Annotated in this window: 15 protein-coding genes and 1 pseudogene; 6 read left to right on the top strand and 10 right to left on the bottom strand. The window is 73.6% G+C overall.

The genetic code is table 11. From position 1 onward, the window contains the following. Positions 1-24: 24 nt before the first annotated feature. The gene (gene uvrA, locus AC1050_RS01095) at positions 25-2889 is read right to left on the bottom strand and encodes an excinuclease ABC subunit UvrA (RefSeq protein WP_482385537.1); all 2865 of its coding nucleotides are present in this window, start codon (positions 2887-2889) and stop codon (positions 25-27) included. 102 nt (positions 2890-2991) lie between these two features. Here uvrA and AC1050_RS01090 point away from each other — a divergent pair, with 102 nt between their 5' ends. From AC1050_RS01090 to AC1050_RS01080, 3 genes are all read left to right on the top strand, one after another. After that, the gene (locus AC1050_RS01090; protein ID WP_482385536.1) at positions 2992-4902 is read left to right on the top strand and encodes a glycoside hydrolase family 15 protein; all 1911 of its coding nucleotides are present in this window, start codon (positions 2992-2994) and stop codon (positions 4900-4902) included. Next, on the top strand, positions 4899-5633 hold the full coding sequence (locus AC1050_RS01085; RefSeq protein ID WP_482385535.1) for an MBL fold metallo-hydrolase: 735 nt from the start codon (positions 4899-4901) through the stop codon (positions 5631-5633). The genes AC1050_RS01090 and AC1050_RS01085 overlap by 4 nt, the downstream gene beginning before the upstream one ends. A gap of 164 nt (positions 5634-5797) precedes the next feature. After that, entirely contained in the window at positions 5798-7213 is a 1416-nt protein-coding gene (locus AC1050_RS01080; RefSeq protein ID WP_482385534.1) for a DUF4190 domain-containing protein, read from the top strand. A gap of 71 nt (positions 7214-7284) precedes the next feature. Here the strand turns inward: AC1050_RS01080 and AC1050_RS01075 are convergent, their stop codons facing one another. Next, entirely contained in the window at positions 7285-8442 is a 1158-nt protein-coding gene (locus tag AC1050_RS01075) for an acyl-CoA dehydrogenase family protein (RefSeq protein WP_482385533.1), read from the bottom strand. Positions 8443-8509: 67 nt separating this feature from the next. On the opposite strand from AC1050_RS01075, the gene AC1050_RS01070 reads away from it, so the two are divergent. Further along, positions 8510-8806, top strand: coding sequence for a YciI family protein (locus AC1050_RS01070; RefSeq protein WP_482385532.1), 297 nt, complete (start codon positions 8510-8512; stop codon positions 8804-8806). A gap of 31 nt (positions 8807-8837) precedes the next feature. Here AC1050_RS01070 and AC1050_RS01065 read toward each other — a convergent pair whose 3' ends face one another. The 4 genes from AC1050_RS01065 to uvrB all read right to left on the bottom strand — a co-directional run bounded on the left by AC1050_RS01065 (position 8838) and on the right by uvrB (position 13763). Continuing rightward, positions 8838-9887 carry a TerC/Alx family metal homeostasis membrane protein gene (locus AC1050_RS01065; protein ID WP_482385531.1) on the bottom strand — a complete coding sequence of 350 codons (1050 nt, stop codon included), beginning with the start codon at positions 9885-9887 and terminating at the stop codon, positions 8838-8840. Between the two features lie 7 nt (positions 9888-9894). Continuing rightward, positions 9895-10935, bottom strand: a complete 1041-nt coding sequence (locus AC1050_RS01060) for a TerC family protein (protein ID WP_482385530.1) — start codon at positions 10933-10935, stop codon at positions 9895-9897. A 257-nt stretch (positions 10936-11192) separates the two neighbouring features. Next, positions 11193-11639, bottom strand: coding sequence for a VOC family protein (locus AC1050_RS01055; protein ID WP_482385529.1), 447 nt, complete (start codon positions 11637-11639; stop codon positions 11193-11195). 18 nt (positions 11640-11657) lie between these two features. Then, positions 11658-13763, bottom strand: coding sequence for an excinuclease ABC subunit UvrB (uvrB, locus tag AC1050_RS01050; RefSeq protein WP_482385528.1), 2106 nt, complete (start codon positions 13761-13763; stop codon positions 11658-11660). A 759-nt stretch (positions 13764-14522) separates the two neighbouring features. Between uvrB and AC1050_RS01045 the strand changes: the two are divergent. After that, a pseudogene (locus tag AC1050_RS01045) lies at positions 14523-14924 on the top strand (DUF222 domain-containing protein); the annotation flags it as partial. A gap of 243 nt (positions 14925-15167) precedes the next feature. Beyond that, positions 15168-15695, top strand: a complete 528-nt coding sequence (locus AC1050_RS01040; RefSeq protein WP_482387273.1) for an HNH endonuclease — start codon at positions 15168-15170, stop codon at positions 15693-15695. Positions 15696-15995: 300 nt separating this feature from the next. Here the strand turns inward: AC1050_RS01040 and pcp are convergent, their stop codons facing one another. The 4 genes from pcp to hisF form a co-directional block, all read right to left on the bottom strand. Beyond that, positions 15996-16655: a pyroglutamyl-peptidase I gene (pcp, locus tag AC1050_RS01035; protein WP_482385527.1), complete on the bottom strand. Its 660-nt coding sequence runs from the start codon at positions 16653-16655 to the stop codon at positions 15996-15998. Beyond that, positions 16652-17281 (bottom strand): dephospho-CoA kinase, encoded by a 630-nt coding sequence (gene coaE, locus AC1050_RS01030; RefSeq protein WP_482385526.1) that lies wholly within the window; start codon positions 17279-17281, stop codon positions 16652-16654. Before coaE ends, pcp begins: the two co-directional genes overlap by 4 nt. 70 nt (positions 17282-17351) lie before the next feature. Further along, the gene (locus AC1050_RS01025) at positions 17352-17555 is read right to left on the bottom strand and encodes a hypothetical protein (protein ID WP_482385525.1); all 204 of its coding nucleotides are present in this window, start codon (positions 17553-17555) and stop codon (positions 17352-17354) included. 42 nt (positions 17556-17597) lie between these two features. After that, positions 17598-18368, bottom strand: a complete 771-nt coding sequence (gene hisF / locus AC1050_RS01020; RefSeq protein ID WP_482385524.1) for an imidazole glycerol phosphate synthase subunit HisF — start codon at positions 18366-18368, stop codon at positions 17598-17600. Position 18369: the final 1 nt, after the last annotated feature.

Here is an 18369-nt window from a genome sequence, read left to right as displayed (position 1 = left end):
TGACCGTGCCGGGCGACCCGGCCCTCACGCGCTGACGCGCTCCTGGGCCGGGTCGGCCAGCACCTCGGCGAGGAACCGGCCGGTGTGGCTGGCCTCGACGCGCGCGACCGCCTCGGGCGTGCCCTGCGCGACGACGGTGCCGCCGCCCGAGCCGCCCTCCGGGCCCATGTCGATGACCCAGTCGGCGTTCTTGATCACATCCAGGTTGTGCTCGATGACCAGCACGGTGTTGCCCTTGTCGACCAGGCCCTGCAGCACGCCGAGCAGCTTGCGGATGTCCTCGAAGTGCAGGCCGGTGGTCGGCTCGTCGAGCACGTAGGCGGTGCGGCCGGTCGACCGGCGCTGCAGCTCGGTGGCCAGCTTGACGCGCTGCGCCTCGCCGCCGGACAGGGTCGGGGCGGGCTGCCCCAGCCGGACGTAGCCCAGGCCGACGTCGACCAGCGTCGACAGGTGCCGGCTGATCGCGGGCACCGCGGCGAAGAACTCCGCGGCCTCCTCGATCGGCATGTCGAGCACGTCGGCGACCGTCTTGCCCTTGAAGTGCACCTCGAGCGTCTCGCGGTTGTACCGCGCGCCGTGGCACACCTCGCAGGGGACGTAGACGTCCGGCAGGAAGTTCATCTCGATCTTCAGCGTGCCGTCGCCGGAGCACGCCTCGCAGCGGCCGCCCTTGACGTTGAACGAGAACCGGCCCGCCGTGTACCCGCGCACCTTGGCCTCGGTGGTCTCCGCGAACAGCTTGCGGATCCGGTCCCACACGCCGGTGTAGGTCGCCGGGTTGGACCGCGGGGTGCGGCCGATCGGGCCCTGGTCGACGTGCACGACCTTGTCGAGCTGGTCCAGGCCGCTGACCCGCTTGTGCCGGCCGGCGACGCGCCGGGCGCCGTTCAGCTCGTTGGCCATCACGGTGTAGAGGATCGAGTTGACCAGCGTCGACTTGCCGGAGCCCGAGACGCCGGTCACCGCGGTGAACGTGCCCAGCGGGAACGAGACGTCGACGTTCTGCAGGTTGTGCTCGCGGGCGCCGTGCACCGTGACCTGGCGCTTCTTGTCGACCTTGCGCCGCTTCGCGGGCATCGGGATCTGCCGGCGGCCCGACAGGTACGCGCCGGTGACCGACTCGCGGGAGTCGAGCAGGCCCTGCAGGTCGCCGGAGTGCACGACGCGGCCGCCGTGCTCGCCCGCGCCGGGGCCGACGTCGACGATCCAGTCCGCGGTGCGGATGGTGTCCTCGTCGTGCTCCACGACGATCAGCGTGTTGCCGAGGTCCCGGAGCCGGGTCAGCGTGTCGATCAGGCGGCGGTTGTCCCGCTGGTGCAGGCCGATGCTCGGCTCGTCCAGCACGTAGAGCACGCCGACCAGCCCGGAGCCGATCTGGGTGGCGAGCCGGATGCGCTGCGCCTCGCCGCCGGACAGGGTGCCCGCGGCGCGCATCAGCGACAGGTAGTCGAGGCCGACGTCCAGCAGGAAGCCGAGCCGGGCCTGGATCTCCTTGAGCACCTGCTCGGCGATCTGCCGCTCGCGGATGCCGAGCTCGAGGGTGTCGAGGAAGTCCCGGGCCTCGCGGATCGGCAGCGCGCAGACCTCGGCGATGGACTTGCCGCCGACCAGCACGGCCAGCACCTCGGGCTTGAGCCGCGTCCCCTCGCACACGGGGCACGGCACCTCCCGCATGTAGGCCTCGTACTTCTCCTTGCTCCACTCGGACTCGGTCTCCCCGTGCCGGCGCTCGAGGAACGTCACGACGCCCTCGAAGCCGGTCGAGTACTGCCGCTCCCGGCCCCAGCGGTTCTTGTACTTGACGTGCACCTGGTGGTTCTCGCCGTACAGCACCGCGCTGCGGGCCCGCTCGGGCAGGGCGCGCCACGGCTGGTCCATCGAGAACCCGAGGTCGTCGGCCAGCGCGGTGAGCACCCGCTCGAAGTACTCGGACGAGATCTGCGCCCACGGGGCGACCGCGCCGTCCCGCAGGGACAGGTCGTCGTCCGGCACGACCAGGTCGGGGTCGACCTCGAGGCGGGAGCCGAGACCCGTGCACTCGGGGCAGGCGCCGTACGGGGCGTTGAACGAGAAGGTCCGGGGCTCGATCTCCTCCAGCGTGAGCTGGTGGTCGTTCGGGCACGCGCGGTGCTCGGAGAACCGGCGCTCGCGCTCGGGGTCGTCCTTGTCGGCGTCGACCATCTCGACCACGAGCAGGCCGCCGGCCAGGCCGAGCGCCGTCTCCACGGAGTCGGTGAGGCGGCGCTGCACGCCCTCGCGGGACACCAGGCGGTCGACCACGACCTCGATGTCGTGCTTGAGCTTCTTCTCCAGCGTGGGCGGCTCGGTGAGCTGCACGACCTCGCCGTCGACGCGGGCGCGGGCGAAGCCCTTGGCCTGCAGCTCGGCGAACAGGTCCGCGTACTCGCCCTTGCGACCGCGGATCACCGGGGCCAGCACCTGGTAGCGGGTGCCCTCGGGCAGCTCGAGCAGGCGGTCCACGATCTGCTGCGGGGTCTGCGCGGTGACGCGCTCGCCGCAGACCGGGCAGTGCTGCGTCCCGGCGCGGGCGAACAGCAGGCGCAGGTAGTCGTAGACCTCGGTGATGGTGCCGACCGTCGAGCGCGGGTTGCGGTTGGTCGACTTCTGGTCGATCGACACCGCGGGCGACAGGCCCTCGATGAAGTCGACGTCCGGCTTGTCCATCTGCCCGAGGAACTGGCGCGCGTACGCGGACAGCGACTCGACGTAGCGGCGCTGCCCCTCCGCGAAGATGGTGTCGAACGCCAGCGACGACTTGCCGGACCCGGACAGGCCGGTGAAGACGATGAGCCTGTCACGCGGGAGGTCCAGGTCGACGTTGCGCAGGTTGTGCTCGCGGGCCCCCTGGACCACCAGTCGATCATTCACGCGCGCAACTCTACGGCCGACCTCCGACAGACGCACATGTGTTCGAACGGTGTGCGGCCCGCCGCCCTGCGCGTCGCCGCAGGTGGGGCGCATGATGAGGCCATGCTCCCGGACCCCGCCGGCACCCCCGTGACGCACCCCACGCCGATCGGCGACTACGCCGTCCTGGGAGACGGGCGCACCGCCGCGCTCGTGTCCCGCGCGGGCTCCGTCGACTGGCTCTGCCCGCCCCGGTTCGACTCCCCCGCGTGCTTCGCCGCGCTGCTCGGCGGCCCCGAGCACGGGCGGTGGCTGCTGACCGTCCCCGACGCCACCCGGGTCACCCGCCGGTACCTCGGGGACTCGTTCGTCCTGGAGACGACCTTCGAGTCCCCGACCGGCACCGCGGTGCTCCTCGACGCGATGCCGCTGGGCGACGGCCGGTGCGACCTGGTCCGGCGGATCACCGCGACCCGCGGGACCGTGCACGTGCGGCACGAGTGGGTGGTGCGGTTCGGCTACGGGCGCGACGTGCCCTGGGTGCACCGCGTCGTGGACGCCGGCGGCACCGAGGTGATCCAGGCCGTCGCGGGCCCGGACAGCCTGGTGCTGCGCGGCGACCGCCTGCCCCGGCCGGCCCGGGCCGGCGCGCACCGGGTGCACGCCGACGACGTGGTGCTCGCCGAGGATGACTCGCTCGAGCTCTCGCTCACCTGGGCGCCGTCCTGGCAGCCGGTCCCGCGCGCGCCGCGGATGGCGCACCGCATCGAGGCGACGGAGCACCGGTGGGGCGAGTGGGCCCGGGCGTGCGCGTACCGGGGCGCCTACCGCGAGGCGGTGGTCCGGTCGCTGCTCGTGCTGCGGCTGCTGAGCGACTCCGAGACCGGCGGGATCGTCGCCGCGGTGACCACGTCCCTGCCCGAGGACTTCGGGGGCGAGCGGAACTGGGACTACCGGTTCTGCTGGCTCCGCGACGCCGCGATGACGCTCGAGGCGCTGCTGGAGCACGGCTACCGCACCGAGGCGCAGGCGTGGCGGCAGTGGCTGCTGCGCGCCGTCGCGGGCGACCCGGCCGACGTGCAGATCATGTACGGCGTCGACGGCGCCCGGGACCTGCCGGAACGCACCCTCGACCACCTGCCCGGCTACGCCGGGTCCCGCCCCGTGCGGGTGGGCAACGCCGCGGTCGGCCAGGTGCAGAACGACGTGCTCGGCGAGGTGATGTCCGCCCTCGACCTCGCGCGGTCGGCGGGCATCGCGGAGAGCACCGACTCCTGGTCGCTGCAGGCCCGCATGGTCGACCACCTGTGCCGGACGTGGCGCGAGCCCGACAGCGGCATCTGGGAGGTCCGCGGCGCGCCGCGGCACTTCACGCACTCCAAGGTGATGGCGTGGGCGGCGCTCGACCGGGCCGTGCGCGCGGTCGAGCAGCACGGGCTGCCCGGACCGGTCGAGCGGTGGCGCCGGGAGCGGGACGCGGTGCACGCCGACGTCCTCGCGCACGGCTGGGACGACGCGCGCGGCACCTTCGTGCAGTTCTACGGCGCGACGCACACCGACGCGTCCCTGCTGCAGCTGGTGCAGGTCGGCTTCCTGCCCGCGACCGACCCCCGGCTGACCGGGACCGTGGCGGCGGTGCGGGCGGAGCTCGAGGTCGCGCCCGGCCTGCTGCTCCGGTACCGCACCGAGCGGACCGACGACGGCCTGCACGGCGCCGAGCACCCGTTCCTGGCGTGCTCCGGCTGGCTGGCCGACGCCCTCGCCCGGCAGGACGACGTCGCGGGCTCGACCGCGGTGCTGGACGTGCTGACCGGGCTGCGGAACGACGTCGGGCTGCTCGCCGAGGAGTACGACCCCGGCACGGGCCGGATGGCCGGCAACACCCCGCAGGCGCTGTCGCACCTCGCGCTGGTCCGGGCGGTGCACGCCCACGGCGAGGCGGTGGCGCGCGCCGGGGACGCGGCCCGGGACGCGGCCCGGGACGCGGTGGCCGCGGACGGGGTGGCCGGCGACCAGCCGGTGGTGCAGGCGTGACCGCGGGGTACACCGGGGACGTCGTCCCGGGCGGACCCGCGGCCGAGCGGGTGCTGGCGGGCGTGACGATCCGGAAGCTGTCCGTCGGGCCGATGGACAACGACGCCTACACGCTCACCTGCCACCGGACCGGTGCCCGGCTGCTGGTCGACGCCGCCGCCGAGCCGGAACGGTTGCTGGACCTGCTGGCCGCCGACGGGGCCGACGGGCCGGTCCAGGTGATCACGACGCACCGGCACCACGACCACGTGGGAGCCCTCGCCGCCGTGCTCGCGGCGACCCGCGCCACGCACGCGGCGGGCGCGCCCGACCTGGCGGAGGTCACCGCCGCGGCGGGCGGCGTCGAGGGGCGACCGCTCGCGCACGGTGACGTCGTGACCGTGGGCGCGGTCCGGCTGGAGGTGGTCGCGCTGCGCGGGCACACGCCCGGCGCCGTGGCCCTGGCGCACCGGGAGCCGGGCAGCCGGGAGCGCGCTGCGGGTGCCGAGGGGACGGACGTGCCCGGGGCCGTGCCCGGGCGGGTGCACCTGCTCACCGGGGACTCCCTGTTCCCCGGCGGGCCCGGGCGGACCACGTCCCCGGAGGCGTTCGGCTCGCTGATGACCGACCTCGAGGAGCGCGTGTTCGGGCGGTTCGGCGACGACACGTGGGTGTACCCGGGGCACGGGCGCGACACGACCCTCGGGACCGAGCGGCCGCACCTCGGCGGGTGGCGCGCGCGGGGCTGGTGAGCGCCAGGCTGGTGAGCGGGCGGGACCGACGGCCCGGCCCGGCGCTGCCGGCTCCGTCCGTGCGCTGGTCAGGGCGGTGCCACCAGCGGTGGACCAGGATGTCCCGGTTCGGGCGGCTTCTGCCATAGTGGCGCACAGCCACAGCACAGGACGAGGGGACATCCATGTCGAACGACGGCAGCGCCACGCCGGGGGACGGCGAGCAGCCGAGCAGCACCGGTCACCCGGCACCGGGGACCGAGGGCGGGCAGCCGTCGTCGGCCGGCACGACCCCGGCGGCGCCCGGGGAGCAGGACCCGACGCCCGCCTCGTCCGCCGGATGGCCGACCGCGCCGTCCGGCACGACGCCGCCGGCGCAGCCGACCGCGGGCGACTGGCCGACCGCGCCCTACGGCACGCGCACCACCGGCGACCAGCCGACCGCGGCGTACGGCACCCCGCAGGCGGACCAGCCGACGTCGCCGTACGGCGTGCCGCCGGTGGCGGGCGCCGGCTACCCCGCGCCCGGCGGCTACCCCGCACCCGCGACCACGCCCTACGGGACCCCGGCGGCGGCCACGTCCGGCGAGCCGGCCGGCGACCCCGCCCCCGGCACGGCCGCCGGCGCCTACGCGGCGCCCGGCTACCCGCAGGCGGGTCAGCCCGGCCAGGCGGGTCAAGCGGGTGAGGCAGGTCAGCAGCAGGGCGGCTACCCGGCCTACCCCGGGTACCCGGGCCAGCCCGGCCAGCCCGGCTACCAGGGTGGGAACCCGCCCGCTGGCGGCGGTCCGTACCCGTACGGCGCCGCCCCGTACCCGGGCCCGCAGGCGCCCACGACGGACGGCGTCTCCATCGCCGCGCTCGTCACCAGCCTGCTCGGCATGAACGTCGTCGCGGTCGTCCTCGGCATCCTGGGCCTGCGCCGCACCAGGAAGAACGGCACCCAGGGCCGCGGGCTCGCCCTCGCGGGCCTGATCATCGGCGCGGTCGAGCTGGTGGCGGTGATCGGCATCGGCATCGCGATCGTCGCGGCCGTCGTCGCGCACGAGAACGACATCGACTCGATGCGGGACGACTGCGCGTCGGGCGTCATGGAGGCGTGCGACGACCTCTACTACGACTCCGAGGTCGGCTCGGACGACGAGGAGTTCGGCCGGACGTGCGGCGGACGGACGGACGGCTACGCGTCGTGCACCGGCATCGACGCGGAGCGGTTCACGTACGGCGATGACGAGGCCCTCGACACGCTCTGGGACGCCTGCGACTCCGGTGACGCCGCGGCGTGCGACGAGCTCGCCCTGACGTCCTCGGTCGGGTCCGAGTACGAGGAGTTCGGCCTCACCTGCGGCGGGACGACGGACGCCGTCGGCTCCTGCGCGTCCGGCGCCGGCACCGCCGACGAGTCGGGCTCCACGGGCGGCTCGTACGGCGACGACCCGGCCCTCGACGCCCTCTGGGACGCGTGCGAGGGCGGCAGCGGCACCGCGTGCGACGACCTGTACACGGAGTCGCCCGCCGGCTCGGAGTACGAGGACTTCGGCCTGACCTGCGGGAACCGGGTCGAGTTCGCGATGTACTGCTCCGACGAGATCGGCGGCTGACCTCCGCCGCGCCACCGCGCACGACGGCGCCACGACGGCCCCGGGGCAGCACGCCCCGGGGCCGTCGTCGTTCAGTCCTCGAGCGGGCCGAGCCAGGCGTTCGCGACGGTGCCGTGCGCCGACTCGTCGTCGGACGGGTGGAACATCCCGGCCAGCACGTCGCGGTACAGCCGGCCGAGCTCGCTGCCGCTGAAGTACGTGCCGCCGCCCGAGACCCGCACCGCCTTGTCCACGACCTCGCGGGCGGTCTCCGTCGCCCGGACCTTGAGCCCGACGACCTTGGCGAACCACAGGCCGCCGTGGTCGACCTGCTCGTCGACGTCGCGGGCGAGCGACCAGACCTGCGGCTCGATGCCGTCCTGCGCGATCGCCGCGTCCGCGACCCGCCACCGGATGTCCGGGTCCTGGGCGTAGGACCGGCCGTCGTGCTTCATCGACGTCCGCCGGTGCGCCGCGGCGACCGCGAGCTCCAGGGCCCGCCGGCCGATCCCGGTGTAGACGGCGGCCAGCAGCACCTCGAACACCGCGAACAGCGCGAACACGTACGGGTCCGCGCTGGGGCCCGGCGGCAGCGTCCGGAACACCCGCTCCGGGCGCGCGGGCGCACCGTCCAGCACGGTGGTGCGGCTCTGCGTGGCCCGCATGCCGAGGGTGTCCCAGTCGTCCTTCGCCGTGGTGCCGCCGTCCTCCCGGGTGACGACCGCGTGCACCAGGCGCGGGCCGTCGGGGTGCTGATCGTCCAGGCCGAAGGTCGCCATGCGGGTCCAGACCGGCGACAGCGACGTGAAGATCTTGGTGCCGTGGAACCGGTAGCCGCCGTCCGGCTGCCGCTCGGCCCGGGTCCGGGAGCCGAACATCACCAGGTCGTTGCCGGGCTCCGAGTTCCCGAAGGCGAACACCTCGCCCGCCGCGGCGTCCCGCAGCACGAAGTCCAGCGAGTCGTCGCCGCGCGCGGCGAGCACGGCGGCCATGCCGGTGACCACCAGGTGCATGTTCACCGCCAGCGCCGTCGCCGGTGCGGCGCCCGCGAGCCGCACCTGCTCCCGCGCGACCTCCTCGAGCGACAGCCCGGCGCCACCCAGACGCTCGGGCACGAACGCCCGCAGGTAGCCCGCCTCCGCCAGCGCGGTCAGGTCGTCGTGCGGGAAGGTGTTCTCCCGGTCGTGCACCGGTGCGCGCTCGGCGACGCGGGCGAGCAGGTCATCGGTCAGCAGCGTGCGTGCGGTCATGGCCGCCACTCTCCCACCCGTGCCGCGGCGACGCGGCGCGTCGTCGGCGTGCGGCAGGATGAGCCGCATGACCACCTTCGCCGTCCAGTACACCTACGACCAGCGCGCGGACCTGCGCGACGAGATCCGCCCCGCGCACCGCGACTACCTGGCCGGTCTGGCCGAGCGGGGCCTCCTGCTGGGCTCCGGCCCGTACGCCGACGGCCCGGACGGCGCGCTCCTGGTGTTCGCGGCCGACGACCGCGCCGCCCTGGACGGCCTGGTCGCCGAGGACCCGTTCTCGCAGGCCGGGATCATCGCGGACCTGCAGGTGCGCGAGTGGACGCTCGTGCTCGGACCCTGGGCGGCGGCACCGACGGCCTGACCGTCCCCGTCGCCGGCCGGGTGGCGGCCGCTCACCGCGAGCGGTCGCCCTCCGGCTGCACCTCGGCCGGGCTCGCGCCGGCCGCTGCCCCGCGCCGCTCGTCACGGCGGGAGGCCGCGATGCTCGTCACCGCCGTCACCGCGAGGGTCACGACGATCACGGCGAGCGACACCCAGGACGGCAGCTCCGGGGCCCACTCCACCGGCTCGCCGCCGTTGACGAACGGCAGCGTGTTCTCGTGCAGCGCCTGCAGGACGAGCTTCAGGCCGATGAAGCCCAGCAGGACGCCCAGCCCGATGTTGAGGTACCGCAGCCGGGTCAGCAGCCCGCCCAGCAGGAAGTAGAGCTGGCGGAGCCCCATCAGCGCGAAGACGTTCGCCATCAGCACCAGGTACGGCTCCTGCGTGAGGCCGAACACCGCGGGGATCGAGTCGAACGCGAAGAGCAGGTCGGTCGCACCGATGGCGACCAGCACCAGCAGCATCGGCGTCACGTGCCTGCGGCCGTCGACCTTGGCCGTGAGGGCGACGCCCCGGTAGCCGTCCGTCGTCGGCAGGAACCGCTGCACCGCCCGGACGAGGGCCGGCGCGCGGTAGTCCTCGGCGGCCTCGTCCGCGTCCTCGCCGACCCCCTCGCGGGCGACCTTCACGGCGGTCCAGACGAGGAACGCGCCGAACAGGTAGAACACCCACGAGAACGACGCGATCGCCGCGGCGCCGATGCCGATGAAGATCCCGCGGAACACCAGCGCCAGGATGATGCCGATCAGCAGGGCGGTCTGCTGGTACTGCCGCGGCACGGCGAACCGGGACATGATCAGCAGGAACACGAACAGGTTGTCGACCGAGAGCGAGTACTCGGTCAGCCAGCCCGCGACGAACTCCCCCGCCGGACCGCCGCCCCACACGAGGGCGACGGTCACGGCGAAGGCCAGCGCGAGGCCGATGTAGACCCCCAGGTACCGGAGGCACTCCGCCGTCGACGGGATGTGCGGCCGCCGCCCCACCACCGCCACGTCCACGACGAGGACGGCGGCGGCGAGGCCGAGCGAGACGATCCAGACGAGGGGAGATACGTCCATGCGGGGGTCAGTGCTCCTTGCCGGCAGGCTCCTCCGCGGCGGTCACGGCGGCCGGCGCGGCGTCACGGTCGCGCCGGGTCTTGGCGAGACTCGCGACGGTGGCGACGGTGAGCGTACCCAGGATCACGAGCAGCGAGAGCCACGTCGGGATCTCCGGCGCCCACTCGATGTGCTCGCCGCCGTTGATGAACGGCAGCTCGTTCTCGTGCATCGCGTGCAGGACCAGCTTGATGCCGATGAAGGCGAGGATGAACGCCAGACCCTTGTTCAGGTACACCAGGCGCTCGAGCAGGCCGCCGATCAGGAAGTACAGCTGGCGCAGGCCGAGCAGCGCGAACGCGTTGGCCGTGAACACGATGTACGGCTCCTGCGTGAGGCCGTAGATCGCCGGGATCGAGTCCAGCGCGAACAGGATGTCGGTGGCGCCGATCGCGACCATGACCACGAGCATCGGGGTGATGAACCGCTTGCCGTCGATCTTCGTGGTCAGGCGGTCGCCGTGGTACTCCTCGGTCGACGGGACGACCTTCTTCAGCAGGCGGACCGCGAGGCCGTCCTTCTTCTCGTCCGCGTGGCTGAGCTCGTCCGCCTCGTGCTTCTCCTTGGCCAGCTTGATGCCGGTGTACACCAGGAACGCGCCGAAGATGTAGAAGACCCAGGACCAGCGCTCGATGGCGGCGGCACCGGCGAGGATGAAGACGGTGCGCAGCACCAGCGCGATCACGACGCCGACCAGGAGCACCTTCTGCTGGAACTCCCGCGGCACCGCGAACTTCGTCATGATGATGAGGAAGACGAAGAGGTTGTCGACCGACAGGCTCTTCTCGGTGACGTAGCCCGCGAAGTACTCCGTGCCGTGGTCCCAGCCCCAGACGAAGCCGAGCCCGACGCCGAAGATGATGGCGAGCGCGATGTAGATGGCGGACCAGGTGGCCGCCTCGCGGAACGACGGCGCGTGCGGCGTGCGCACGTGCGCGAAGAAGTCGAACAGGACCATCCCGATGATCGCGACGCCGGTCGCGACCCAGACCCACAGGTCGACGGACATAGGTGATTCCTCCGGTACAGACGAGAAGAAGAGACGACTGAGTACCGGAGGTCTCTCCCACCTGCTGACCAGGCCGACGTCCCCGGGTCGGCGTCATAGGCGACCGTGTTGACGGGGGGCGTCGTGTCGGGATACTCCCCTCCACTGCGTGCGCCAGCATAGGTCATCAGTCCTAGGCGCACCGAGCGGCCGCACCCCGGCGCGCCGTGACCTGCGTCTCGCCGACCCGGCCGGGACGCCTCACCCCGAGCGAGACGTCAGACCACGCAGAACTCGTTGCCCTCCGGGTCCGCCATGACCACCCACGCGCCCTCGCGCGGGTCGTCCACCTCGCGCAGGACCGAGCCGCCGGCCCCGACCAGCGTGGCGGCGTGCGCCCGGGCCGCGCCCAGCTTCGCGACCCGGTCCTCGCGGTCGATCCCGGCGGATCCCGGCGAGCGGACGTCCAGGTGCACCCGGTTCTTCGCCGTCTTGCCCTCGGGCACGCGCTGGAAGTACACCCGCGGGCCGTCCCCCGCCGGGTCGACCACCGCGTACGCGGTGTCGCGGTCAGCCGGGTCGAAGCCCCACGCGTCCAGCGCGGCGTCCCACGAGTCGAAGCCCTGTGGCGGCGGCTCCTCGACGTACCCGAGCGCCAGCGCCCAGAACGCGCCGAGCGCGCGGGGCGAGCCCGCGTCGAAGGTGACCTGGAACCCGTGCCCCATGCGTGCCTCCCGTAGTCGTCAGGCGGTCGCGGCGTGCATCTGCCGCAGCTCCTTCTTGAGTCCCGAGATCTCGTCGCGCAGCCGCGCCGCGAGCTCGAACTGCAGCTCCCCCGCCGCCGCGTGCATCTGGTCGCTCAGCTCCTGGATGAGCCCGGCGAGCTCGCCGGCCGCCGCGCCCGCGAGCTTCGTGCGCTCAGACGGCGGGCCGGCCTTGGAGCTCAGCCCCGGCACCGGCGCCTTGCCGCGGCTCGACTGGCGCCCGGCGCCGCCCAGCAGCTCCGCGGTGTCGGCGTCCTCGCGGGCGAGCAGGTCCGTGATGTCGCCGATCTTCTTGCGCAGCGGCTGCGGGTCGATGCCGTGCTCGAGGTTGTAGGCCACCTGCTTCTCACGGCGGCGCGTCGTCTCGTCGATCGCCATCGCCATGCCCGGCGTGATCTTGTCGGCGTACATGTGCACCTGGCCCGACACGTTGCGCGCCGCACGGCCGATGGTCTGGATCAGCGACTTGCCCGACCGGAGGAAGCCCTCCTTGTCGGCGTCGAGGATGGCGACCAGCGACACCTCGGGCAGGTCGAGTCCCTCACGGAGCAGGTTGATGCCGACCAGCACGTCGTACTCGCCCAGGCGCAGCTCGCGCAGCAGCTCGACGCGGCGCAGCGTGTCGACCTCCGAGTGCAGGTAGCGGACCCGGACCCCCTTCTCCAGGAAGTAGTCCGTCAGGTCCTCCGCCATCTTCTTGGTCAGCGTCGTCACCAGGACCCGCTCGTCCTTCTCCACGCGGGTGCGGATCTCGTCCAGCAGGTCGTCGATCTGGCCCTTGGTCGGCTTCACCACGATCTCCGGGTCGACCAGTCCGGTCGGGCGGATGATCTGCTCGACGACGCCGTCGGACATCGCCAGCTCGTAGTCGCCGGGCGTCGCCGACAGGTACACGGTCTGCCCGATGCGGTCGACGAACTCCTCCCAGCGCAGCGGGCGGTTGTCCATCGCGCTCGGCAGCCGGAACCCGAAGTCGACCAGGTTGCGCTTGCGGGACATGTCGCCCTCGAACATCGCCCCGATCTGCGGGACCGTCACGTGGGACTCGTCGATGACGAGCAGGAAGTCCTCGGGGAAGTAGTCCAGCAGCGTGTTCGGCGCAGTGCCGGGCGCGCGGCCGTCGATGTGCCGCGAGTAGTTCTCGATGCCCGAGCACGACCCGATCTGGCGCATCATCTCGATGTCGTAGGTGGTGCGCATACGCAGCCGCTGGGCCTCGAGCAGCTTGTTCGCGCGCTCGAGGTCCTTGAGGCGCTCCTCCAGCTCGTGCTCGATGCCGCCGATCGCGCGCTCCATGCGCTCCGGGCCCGCGACGTAGTGGGTCGCCGGGAACACGTGCACCTGCTTCTCGTTCCGGACCACCTCGCCCGTCAGCGGGTGCAGGGTCTGGATCGCCTCGATCTCGTCGCCGAAGAACTCGATGCGGATCGCGAGCTCCTCGTACACCGGGATGATCTCGACCGTGTCGCCGCGCACCCGGAACGTGCCGCGGGTGAACGCCATGTCGTTGCGGCTGTACTGCATCGAGACGAACTGGCGCAGCAGCTGGTCGCGGTCGACCTGGTCGCCCACGTCGAGCGTCACCATGCGGTCGACGTACTCCTGCGGCGTGCCCAGGCCGTAGATGCAGGACACCGACGCGACCACGACCACGTCGCGGCGGGTCAGCAGCGACGACGTCGCCGAGTGCCGCAGCCGCTCGACCTCGTCGTTGATCGACGAGTCCTTCTCGATGTACGTGTCCGTCTGCGCGATGTACGCCTCGGGCTGGTAGTAGTCGTAGTACGACACGAAGTACTCGACGGCGTTGTTGGGCAGCAGCTCGCGGAACTCGTTGGCGAGCTGCGCGGCGAGCGTCTTGTTGGGCGCCATCACCAGGGTGGGGCGCTGCAGCTGCTCGATCAGCCACGCCGTGGTCGCCGACTTGCCGGTACCGGTGGCGCCGAGCAGCGTGACGTCCTTCTCCCCCGCCTGGATGCGCTTCTTCAGCTCGGCGATCGCGGCCGGCTGGTCACCGGACGGGGTGAACTCGGAGACCACCTCGAACGGGGCGACGGTGCGCTGCAGATCGGTGACGGGACGCATGGCGTCAACCGTACGACGCGGGTCCGACACGTGCGCCGGACGAGGGCCCGGGTTCGCCCACGGCGTGCGAGGTGGCACCGGATGGGCACGGGTCGGCACCGGGCTCGCGCCGGGCTGCCTCCCGGCATTTCCACCTTTGCGAGGAAATGTCCGATCGGGAGAAAGAACTGCTCGTCCACAGGTGTCGTGGTCGATTCCCTGCATTGTCGGTGGCACCTCGTACGGTGGTCGGCATGCCCGATCAGCAGCGCGAACACCCGACCCGGACGGCCGACGCCGACCCGGTCGGCGTCGCGCTGCCCGGCCGCCTGGTGCTGACCGAATACGTGGATCCGGGCTCCCCGGCCGTCGACCACGTGGGCGAGCAGGGCGTGCTGGAGTGCTTCGACGGCGTGCGCCTGGAGGTGCGCCGCGACCTGACCCGCCTGCTCGCGGACACCCCGGCGGGTCCCGCGCTGGCGCAGCTGGTCGCGTCTCTCGACCTGGAGCTGCTGGACGCCCACGACCGGGTCGAGGTGGCGGCCGCGGCGGGCCGGGTGGCCTCCTGGGCGCACGCGGTCAAGGCGCGCGCCGCCGCCGCGGTGGACCGGCACTGGACCATGAGCACCCCGCGCACGGAGCCGGTGCCCGAGGGCATGCACGTCGTGCCGGACCGGATCGCGCCCGCGGTGCTCGCCCTGCGCCTGCAGACGTCGCCGAGGGAGACCGCGACTCTGATCGCGGAGGGTCGCTGCTACGCGGGCGTCCTGGCCGAGACCGGTGACGCGCTCGCCCGCGGGGCCATCGACCCGCCGCGCGCCCGGGTCATCGTGCGGCACCTGCACGACCAGCCGCCCCGCGTCGCGCTCCAGGTCGAGACCGCGGTCCTCGAGCACGCCGAGGGCCGGACCAGCCACCAGGTCAAGCAGGACGTCGAACGCGCGCTGCTGCGCGTCGACGCCGAGCACGCCGCCCCACGTCGCGGCGCGCGCCACCCGCGGCGTCTCGCGGCCGCTCGTCCGGGACGACGGCATGGCTGCCCTGTGGGTCCTGCTCCCGGCTGCCGAGGCCGTCCAGGTGGACGGTTTCCTGGAGGCAGCAGCCCGCGCGGCGCGGGCAGGCGGCGACCCGCGGACCCTGGAGCAGCTGCGCGCCGACGGGCTCTGCGACCTGGTCCTGCATCGCGGGTGCACCCCGTCGGACGCGTTCGGGCAGCCGCCCGCCGGCGGTCTCCCGAGCCCGTCGGCCGGCCGGAACCCGTTGCGCACCGATGCCGCGGACCCCTCCGACGCGATGCCTCGGCCCGCGCGGACGTCGGGTCCCTGCGAGGCCACCGAGCCCGCCGCATCGCCCGACCCCGCCGCATCGCCAGGTCACGCAGCGGGGTCCGGGACCACGGCTCCGCGGACGCACCCTCGGACGCGCGTGCTGATCACCATCCCGATCACCACGATGATGGGGCTGGACGACGGTCCCGCCGAGCTGTCCGGCTACGGACCGATCGACGCCGTCCAGGCCCGCGCGCTCGCCTGGGGTGGCACCTGGCAGCGGATGCTGACCGACCCGCGTGACGGCACCGTCCTGGACCTGGGCCGCACCCGCTACCGGCCCACCGCCGCACTCGCCGAGCACGTCAGGCGTCGTGACCGGACCTGCGTCTGGCCGGGCTGCTCCGTCGCCGCGGACCTGGCCGACGTCGACCACTCCCGCGACTACCACCGACCACCCGACGACGGCGGTCCGCCGGGTACGACCAGCCACGCGAACCTGGCACCGCTGTGCCGCAACCACCACCGGCTCAAGTCCGAGGCGGGCTTCGTGCTGCACCACGTCAGCCCGGGGACGTTCGTCTGGATCGATCCCACCGGCCACCGGTACGAGGTGCGGCCGGGCACCGACTCCGCGGTTCTGCCGCAGCCGTCGATCCCGCTGCCGATCCCGCCGCCGTTCTAGCCGACGCACGCGTCGGCGACCGGGCGGCCAGACCACCTCGACACGCGTCACCGGCCGGCACGTGCCAGGCTCCTCGGTGCCGGCTGGCACGTACCGGTTGTGGCACGTACCGGTTGTGGCACGTACCGGTTGTGGCACGTACCGGTTGTGGCACGTACCGGTTGTCGGGTGCCGGCCATCGGGCGCTGGCCGTCGCGCGCCTGCTGTTGCGTGCCTGCTGCTGCGTGCCGGTGCCTGGAGATGCTGCTCGGTGCCGGGCGGCTCGCTCACTCCAGCCAGCTCAGCTCAGCTCAGCTCAGCTCAGCTCAGCGTGCCCGCCGCCAGCTCGAGGTCCTCCGTCGTGCGCAGCGCGGTCCGCAGCACGGCCGCGAGGCCGCGTGCCGCCTCGTCGACGCCTAGAGCCGCGGCCCCGTCCGGCACCTGCTCCGGCAGCCGCGGGACGTGCACGAAGCCGCCGCGCGCCCCGGGTGCCCGCCCGGCGGCCAGGGCGTCGGCGAGCGCGTAGGCCACGGTGTTGCACACGTAGGTCCCGGCGGTGTTCGACACCTCGCCGGGCACGCCCGCGTCCTGCAGCGCGGCGAGGCACGCCTTGACGGGCAGCGACGAGAAGTACGCGACGTCGCCGCCACGGACCACCGGCGCGTCGACGGGCTGCGCGCCGTCCTCGTCGGGGATCCGGGCGTCCTGGACGTTCACGGCCACGCGCTCGACGCTCACGGCGGACCGTCCGCCGGCCTCGCCGACGCAGACGACGAGGTCCGGTCGTACGTCGACGAGCAGCTCGGCGAGCCGTCGGGGCGCCCGGGCGAACGACACGGGCAGCAGCTCCGTGACCAGCCGCGCACCCTCGGCGGCCTCGTCCCAGTCGGCCGCCACGGCGCTGACGGCGGCCCAGGAGGCGTTGACCTCCTGCTGCTCGAACGGCTCAAAGCCCGTGACCAGCACGGTCGGGGTGCTCACGGGACGTCCACCTCGTGCTCGTCGTCCCGCTCGGCGGCGAGCCGCTCCCAGAGCGCGTCGACCTCGGCGCGGAGGTCGTCGGGGTCGCCGGACCCGTCGAGGACGACGTCGGCGACGGCGAGCCGCTCCTCGTCGGTGGCCTGGGCGCCGATGCGACGCTCGGCCTCGGTGCGGTCCATGGCGCGCGTGCGGACGAGCCGCTCGACCCGCAGCACGGCCGGCGCCTGCACGACGACGACCAGGTGGAAGGCGTCGGCACGGCCGGTCTCGACGAGCAGCGGCACGTCGTGCACCACGACGGCACCGGGGTCGGCGGCGGCCGCGGCGGCCTCCCGCTCGGCGGCGAGCCGGCGGACCACGGGGTGCACGATGCCGTTCAGCCGCTCGCGCGCGCCGGGGTCGGCGAACACGACGGCGGCGAGGCCCGGCCGGTCGAGCGTGCCGTCGGCGGTCAGCACCGTCTCCCCGAACGCCGCCACGACGTCCGCGAGGCCGGCCGAGCCGGGCGCGACGGCGTCCCGGGACAGCACGTCGTAGTCGATGAGGACGGCGCCCCGCTCGGCGAGCCGCTGGGCGGCCACCGACTTGCCGGCCGCGATCCCTCCGGTCAGTCCGATGCGCTGCATCCGCCCATCGTGCCGTGCCGGGGCGCAGGGACGCACGTCGGTCCGGGTCGGGCTCTCTCCCGCACCCCGGTCAGCGCAGGCGCCGGCGCTCCCGCACCGCCCACCAGCCGCAGTACGCGCCGAGGCCGACCTGGACCAGTCCGACGACGCCCGACACCGTGTTGCCGTCGCGGAACCCGAGGACCGCGAGGTAGCCCCCGCAGACCATGAGGACGAAGCCCGCGACCACGTCGAGCATCGTCGGTCGGCGTCGGGGGCCGCTCGCGGTCGCCACGGGGCCGACCCTGGCGGCTCCCCGAGCCGCCCGCAACCGGGCCTACCGGACGACGTGCCCCGTGGCGCGGAGGTGGTCCTTGACCTGCCCGACGGTGAGCTGGCCGAAGTGGAACACGCTCGCGGCGAGCACGGCGTCGGCCCCGGCGTCGGCGGCCGCGGCGAAGTGCTCGACCACCCCGGCGCCGCCGCTGGCGATCAGCGGGATGCGGACCTCGCGGCGGACGTCGCGCAGCATGTCGAGGTCGAAGCCGGCCTCGGTGCCGTCGGCGTCCATGGAGTTGAGCAGGATCTCGCCGGCTCCGAGCTCGGCGGCGCGCACGGCCCAGGCGACGGCGTCGATGCCGGTCCCCCGGCGACCGCCGTGCGTGGTGACCTCGTAGCCGGAGTCGGTCCGGGTGTCCCCGGTGACGCGGCGGGCGTCGACGGACAGGGTGAGCACCTGGCTGCCGAACCGGTGGGCGATCTCGGCGATCAGCTCGGGCCGCGCGATGGCCGCGGTGTTGACGCCGACCTTGTCGGCACCGGCGCGCAGCAGCCGGTCGACGTCGTCGGCGGACCGGACGCCGCCGCCGACGGTGAGCGGCACGAACACCTGCTCGGCGGTGCGCCGCACGACGTCGTAGGTGGTCTCGCGGTCGCCGGAGGACGCGGAGACGTCGAGGAAGGTGACCTCGTCGGCGCCCTCGCGGTCGTAGCGGCGGGCGAGCTCGACGGGGTCGCCGGCATCCCGAAGGTTCTCGAAGTTGACGCCCTTGACGACGCGTCCGGCGTCGACGTCCAGGCACGGGACGACCCGCAGCGCGACGGTCACG

The organism is Cellulomonas sp. NEAU-ZC6 (genome assembly GCF_056844425.1).
This window is presented reverse-complemented; position numbering and strand designations above follow the sequence as displayed.

Bases quoted from the DNA above. Each gene is read 5' to 3' on its own strand.
- AC1050_RS01090 (WP_482385536.1), top strand. From the start codon at position 2,992: ATGCTCCCGGACCCCGCCGGCACCCCCGTGACGCACCCCACGCCGATC.
- AC1050_RS01080 (WP_482385534.1), top strand. From the start codon at position 5,798: ATGTCGAACGACGGCAGCGCCACGCCGGGGGACGGCGAGCAGCCGAGC.
- AC1050_RS01075 (WP_482385533.1), bottom strand. From the start codon at position 8,442: ATGACCGCACGCACGCTGCTGACCGATGACCTGCTCGCCCGCGTCGCC.
- AC1050_RS01070 (WP_482385532.1), top strand. From the start codon at position 8,510: ATGACCACCTTCGCCGTCCAGTACACCTACGACCAGCGCGCGGACCTG.
- AC1050_RS01065 (WP_482385531.1), bottom strand. From the start codon at position 9,887: ATGGACGTATCTCCCCTCGTCTGGATCGTCTCGCTCGGCCTCGCCGCC.
- AC1050_RS01060 (WP_482385530.1), bottom strand. From the start codon at position 10,935: ATGTCCGTCGACCTGTGGGTCTGGGTCGCGACCGGCGTCGCGATCATC.
- AC1050_RS01055 (WP_482385529.1), bottom strand. From the start codon at position 11,639: ATGGGGCACGGGTTCCAGGTCACCTTCGACGCGGGCTCGCCCCGCGCG.
- uvrB (WP_482385528.1), bottom strand. From the start codon at position 13,763: ATGCGTCCCGTCACCGATCTGCAGCGCACCGTCGCCCCGTTCGAGGTG.
- coaE (WP_482385526.1), bottom strand. From the start codon at position 17,281: ATGCAGCGCATCGGACTGACCGGAGGGATCGCGGCCGGCAAGTCGGTG.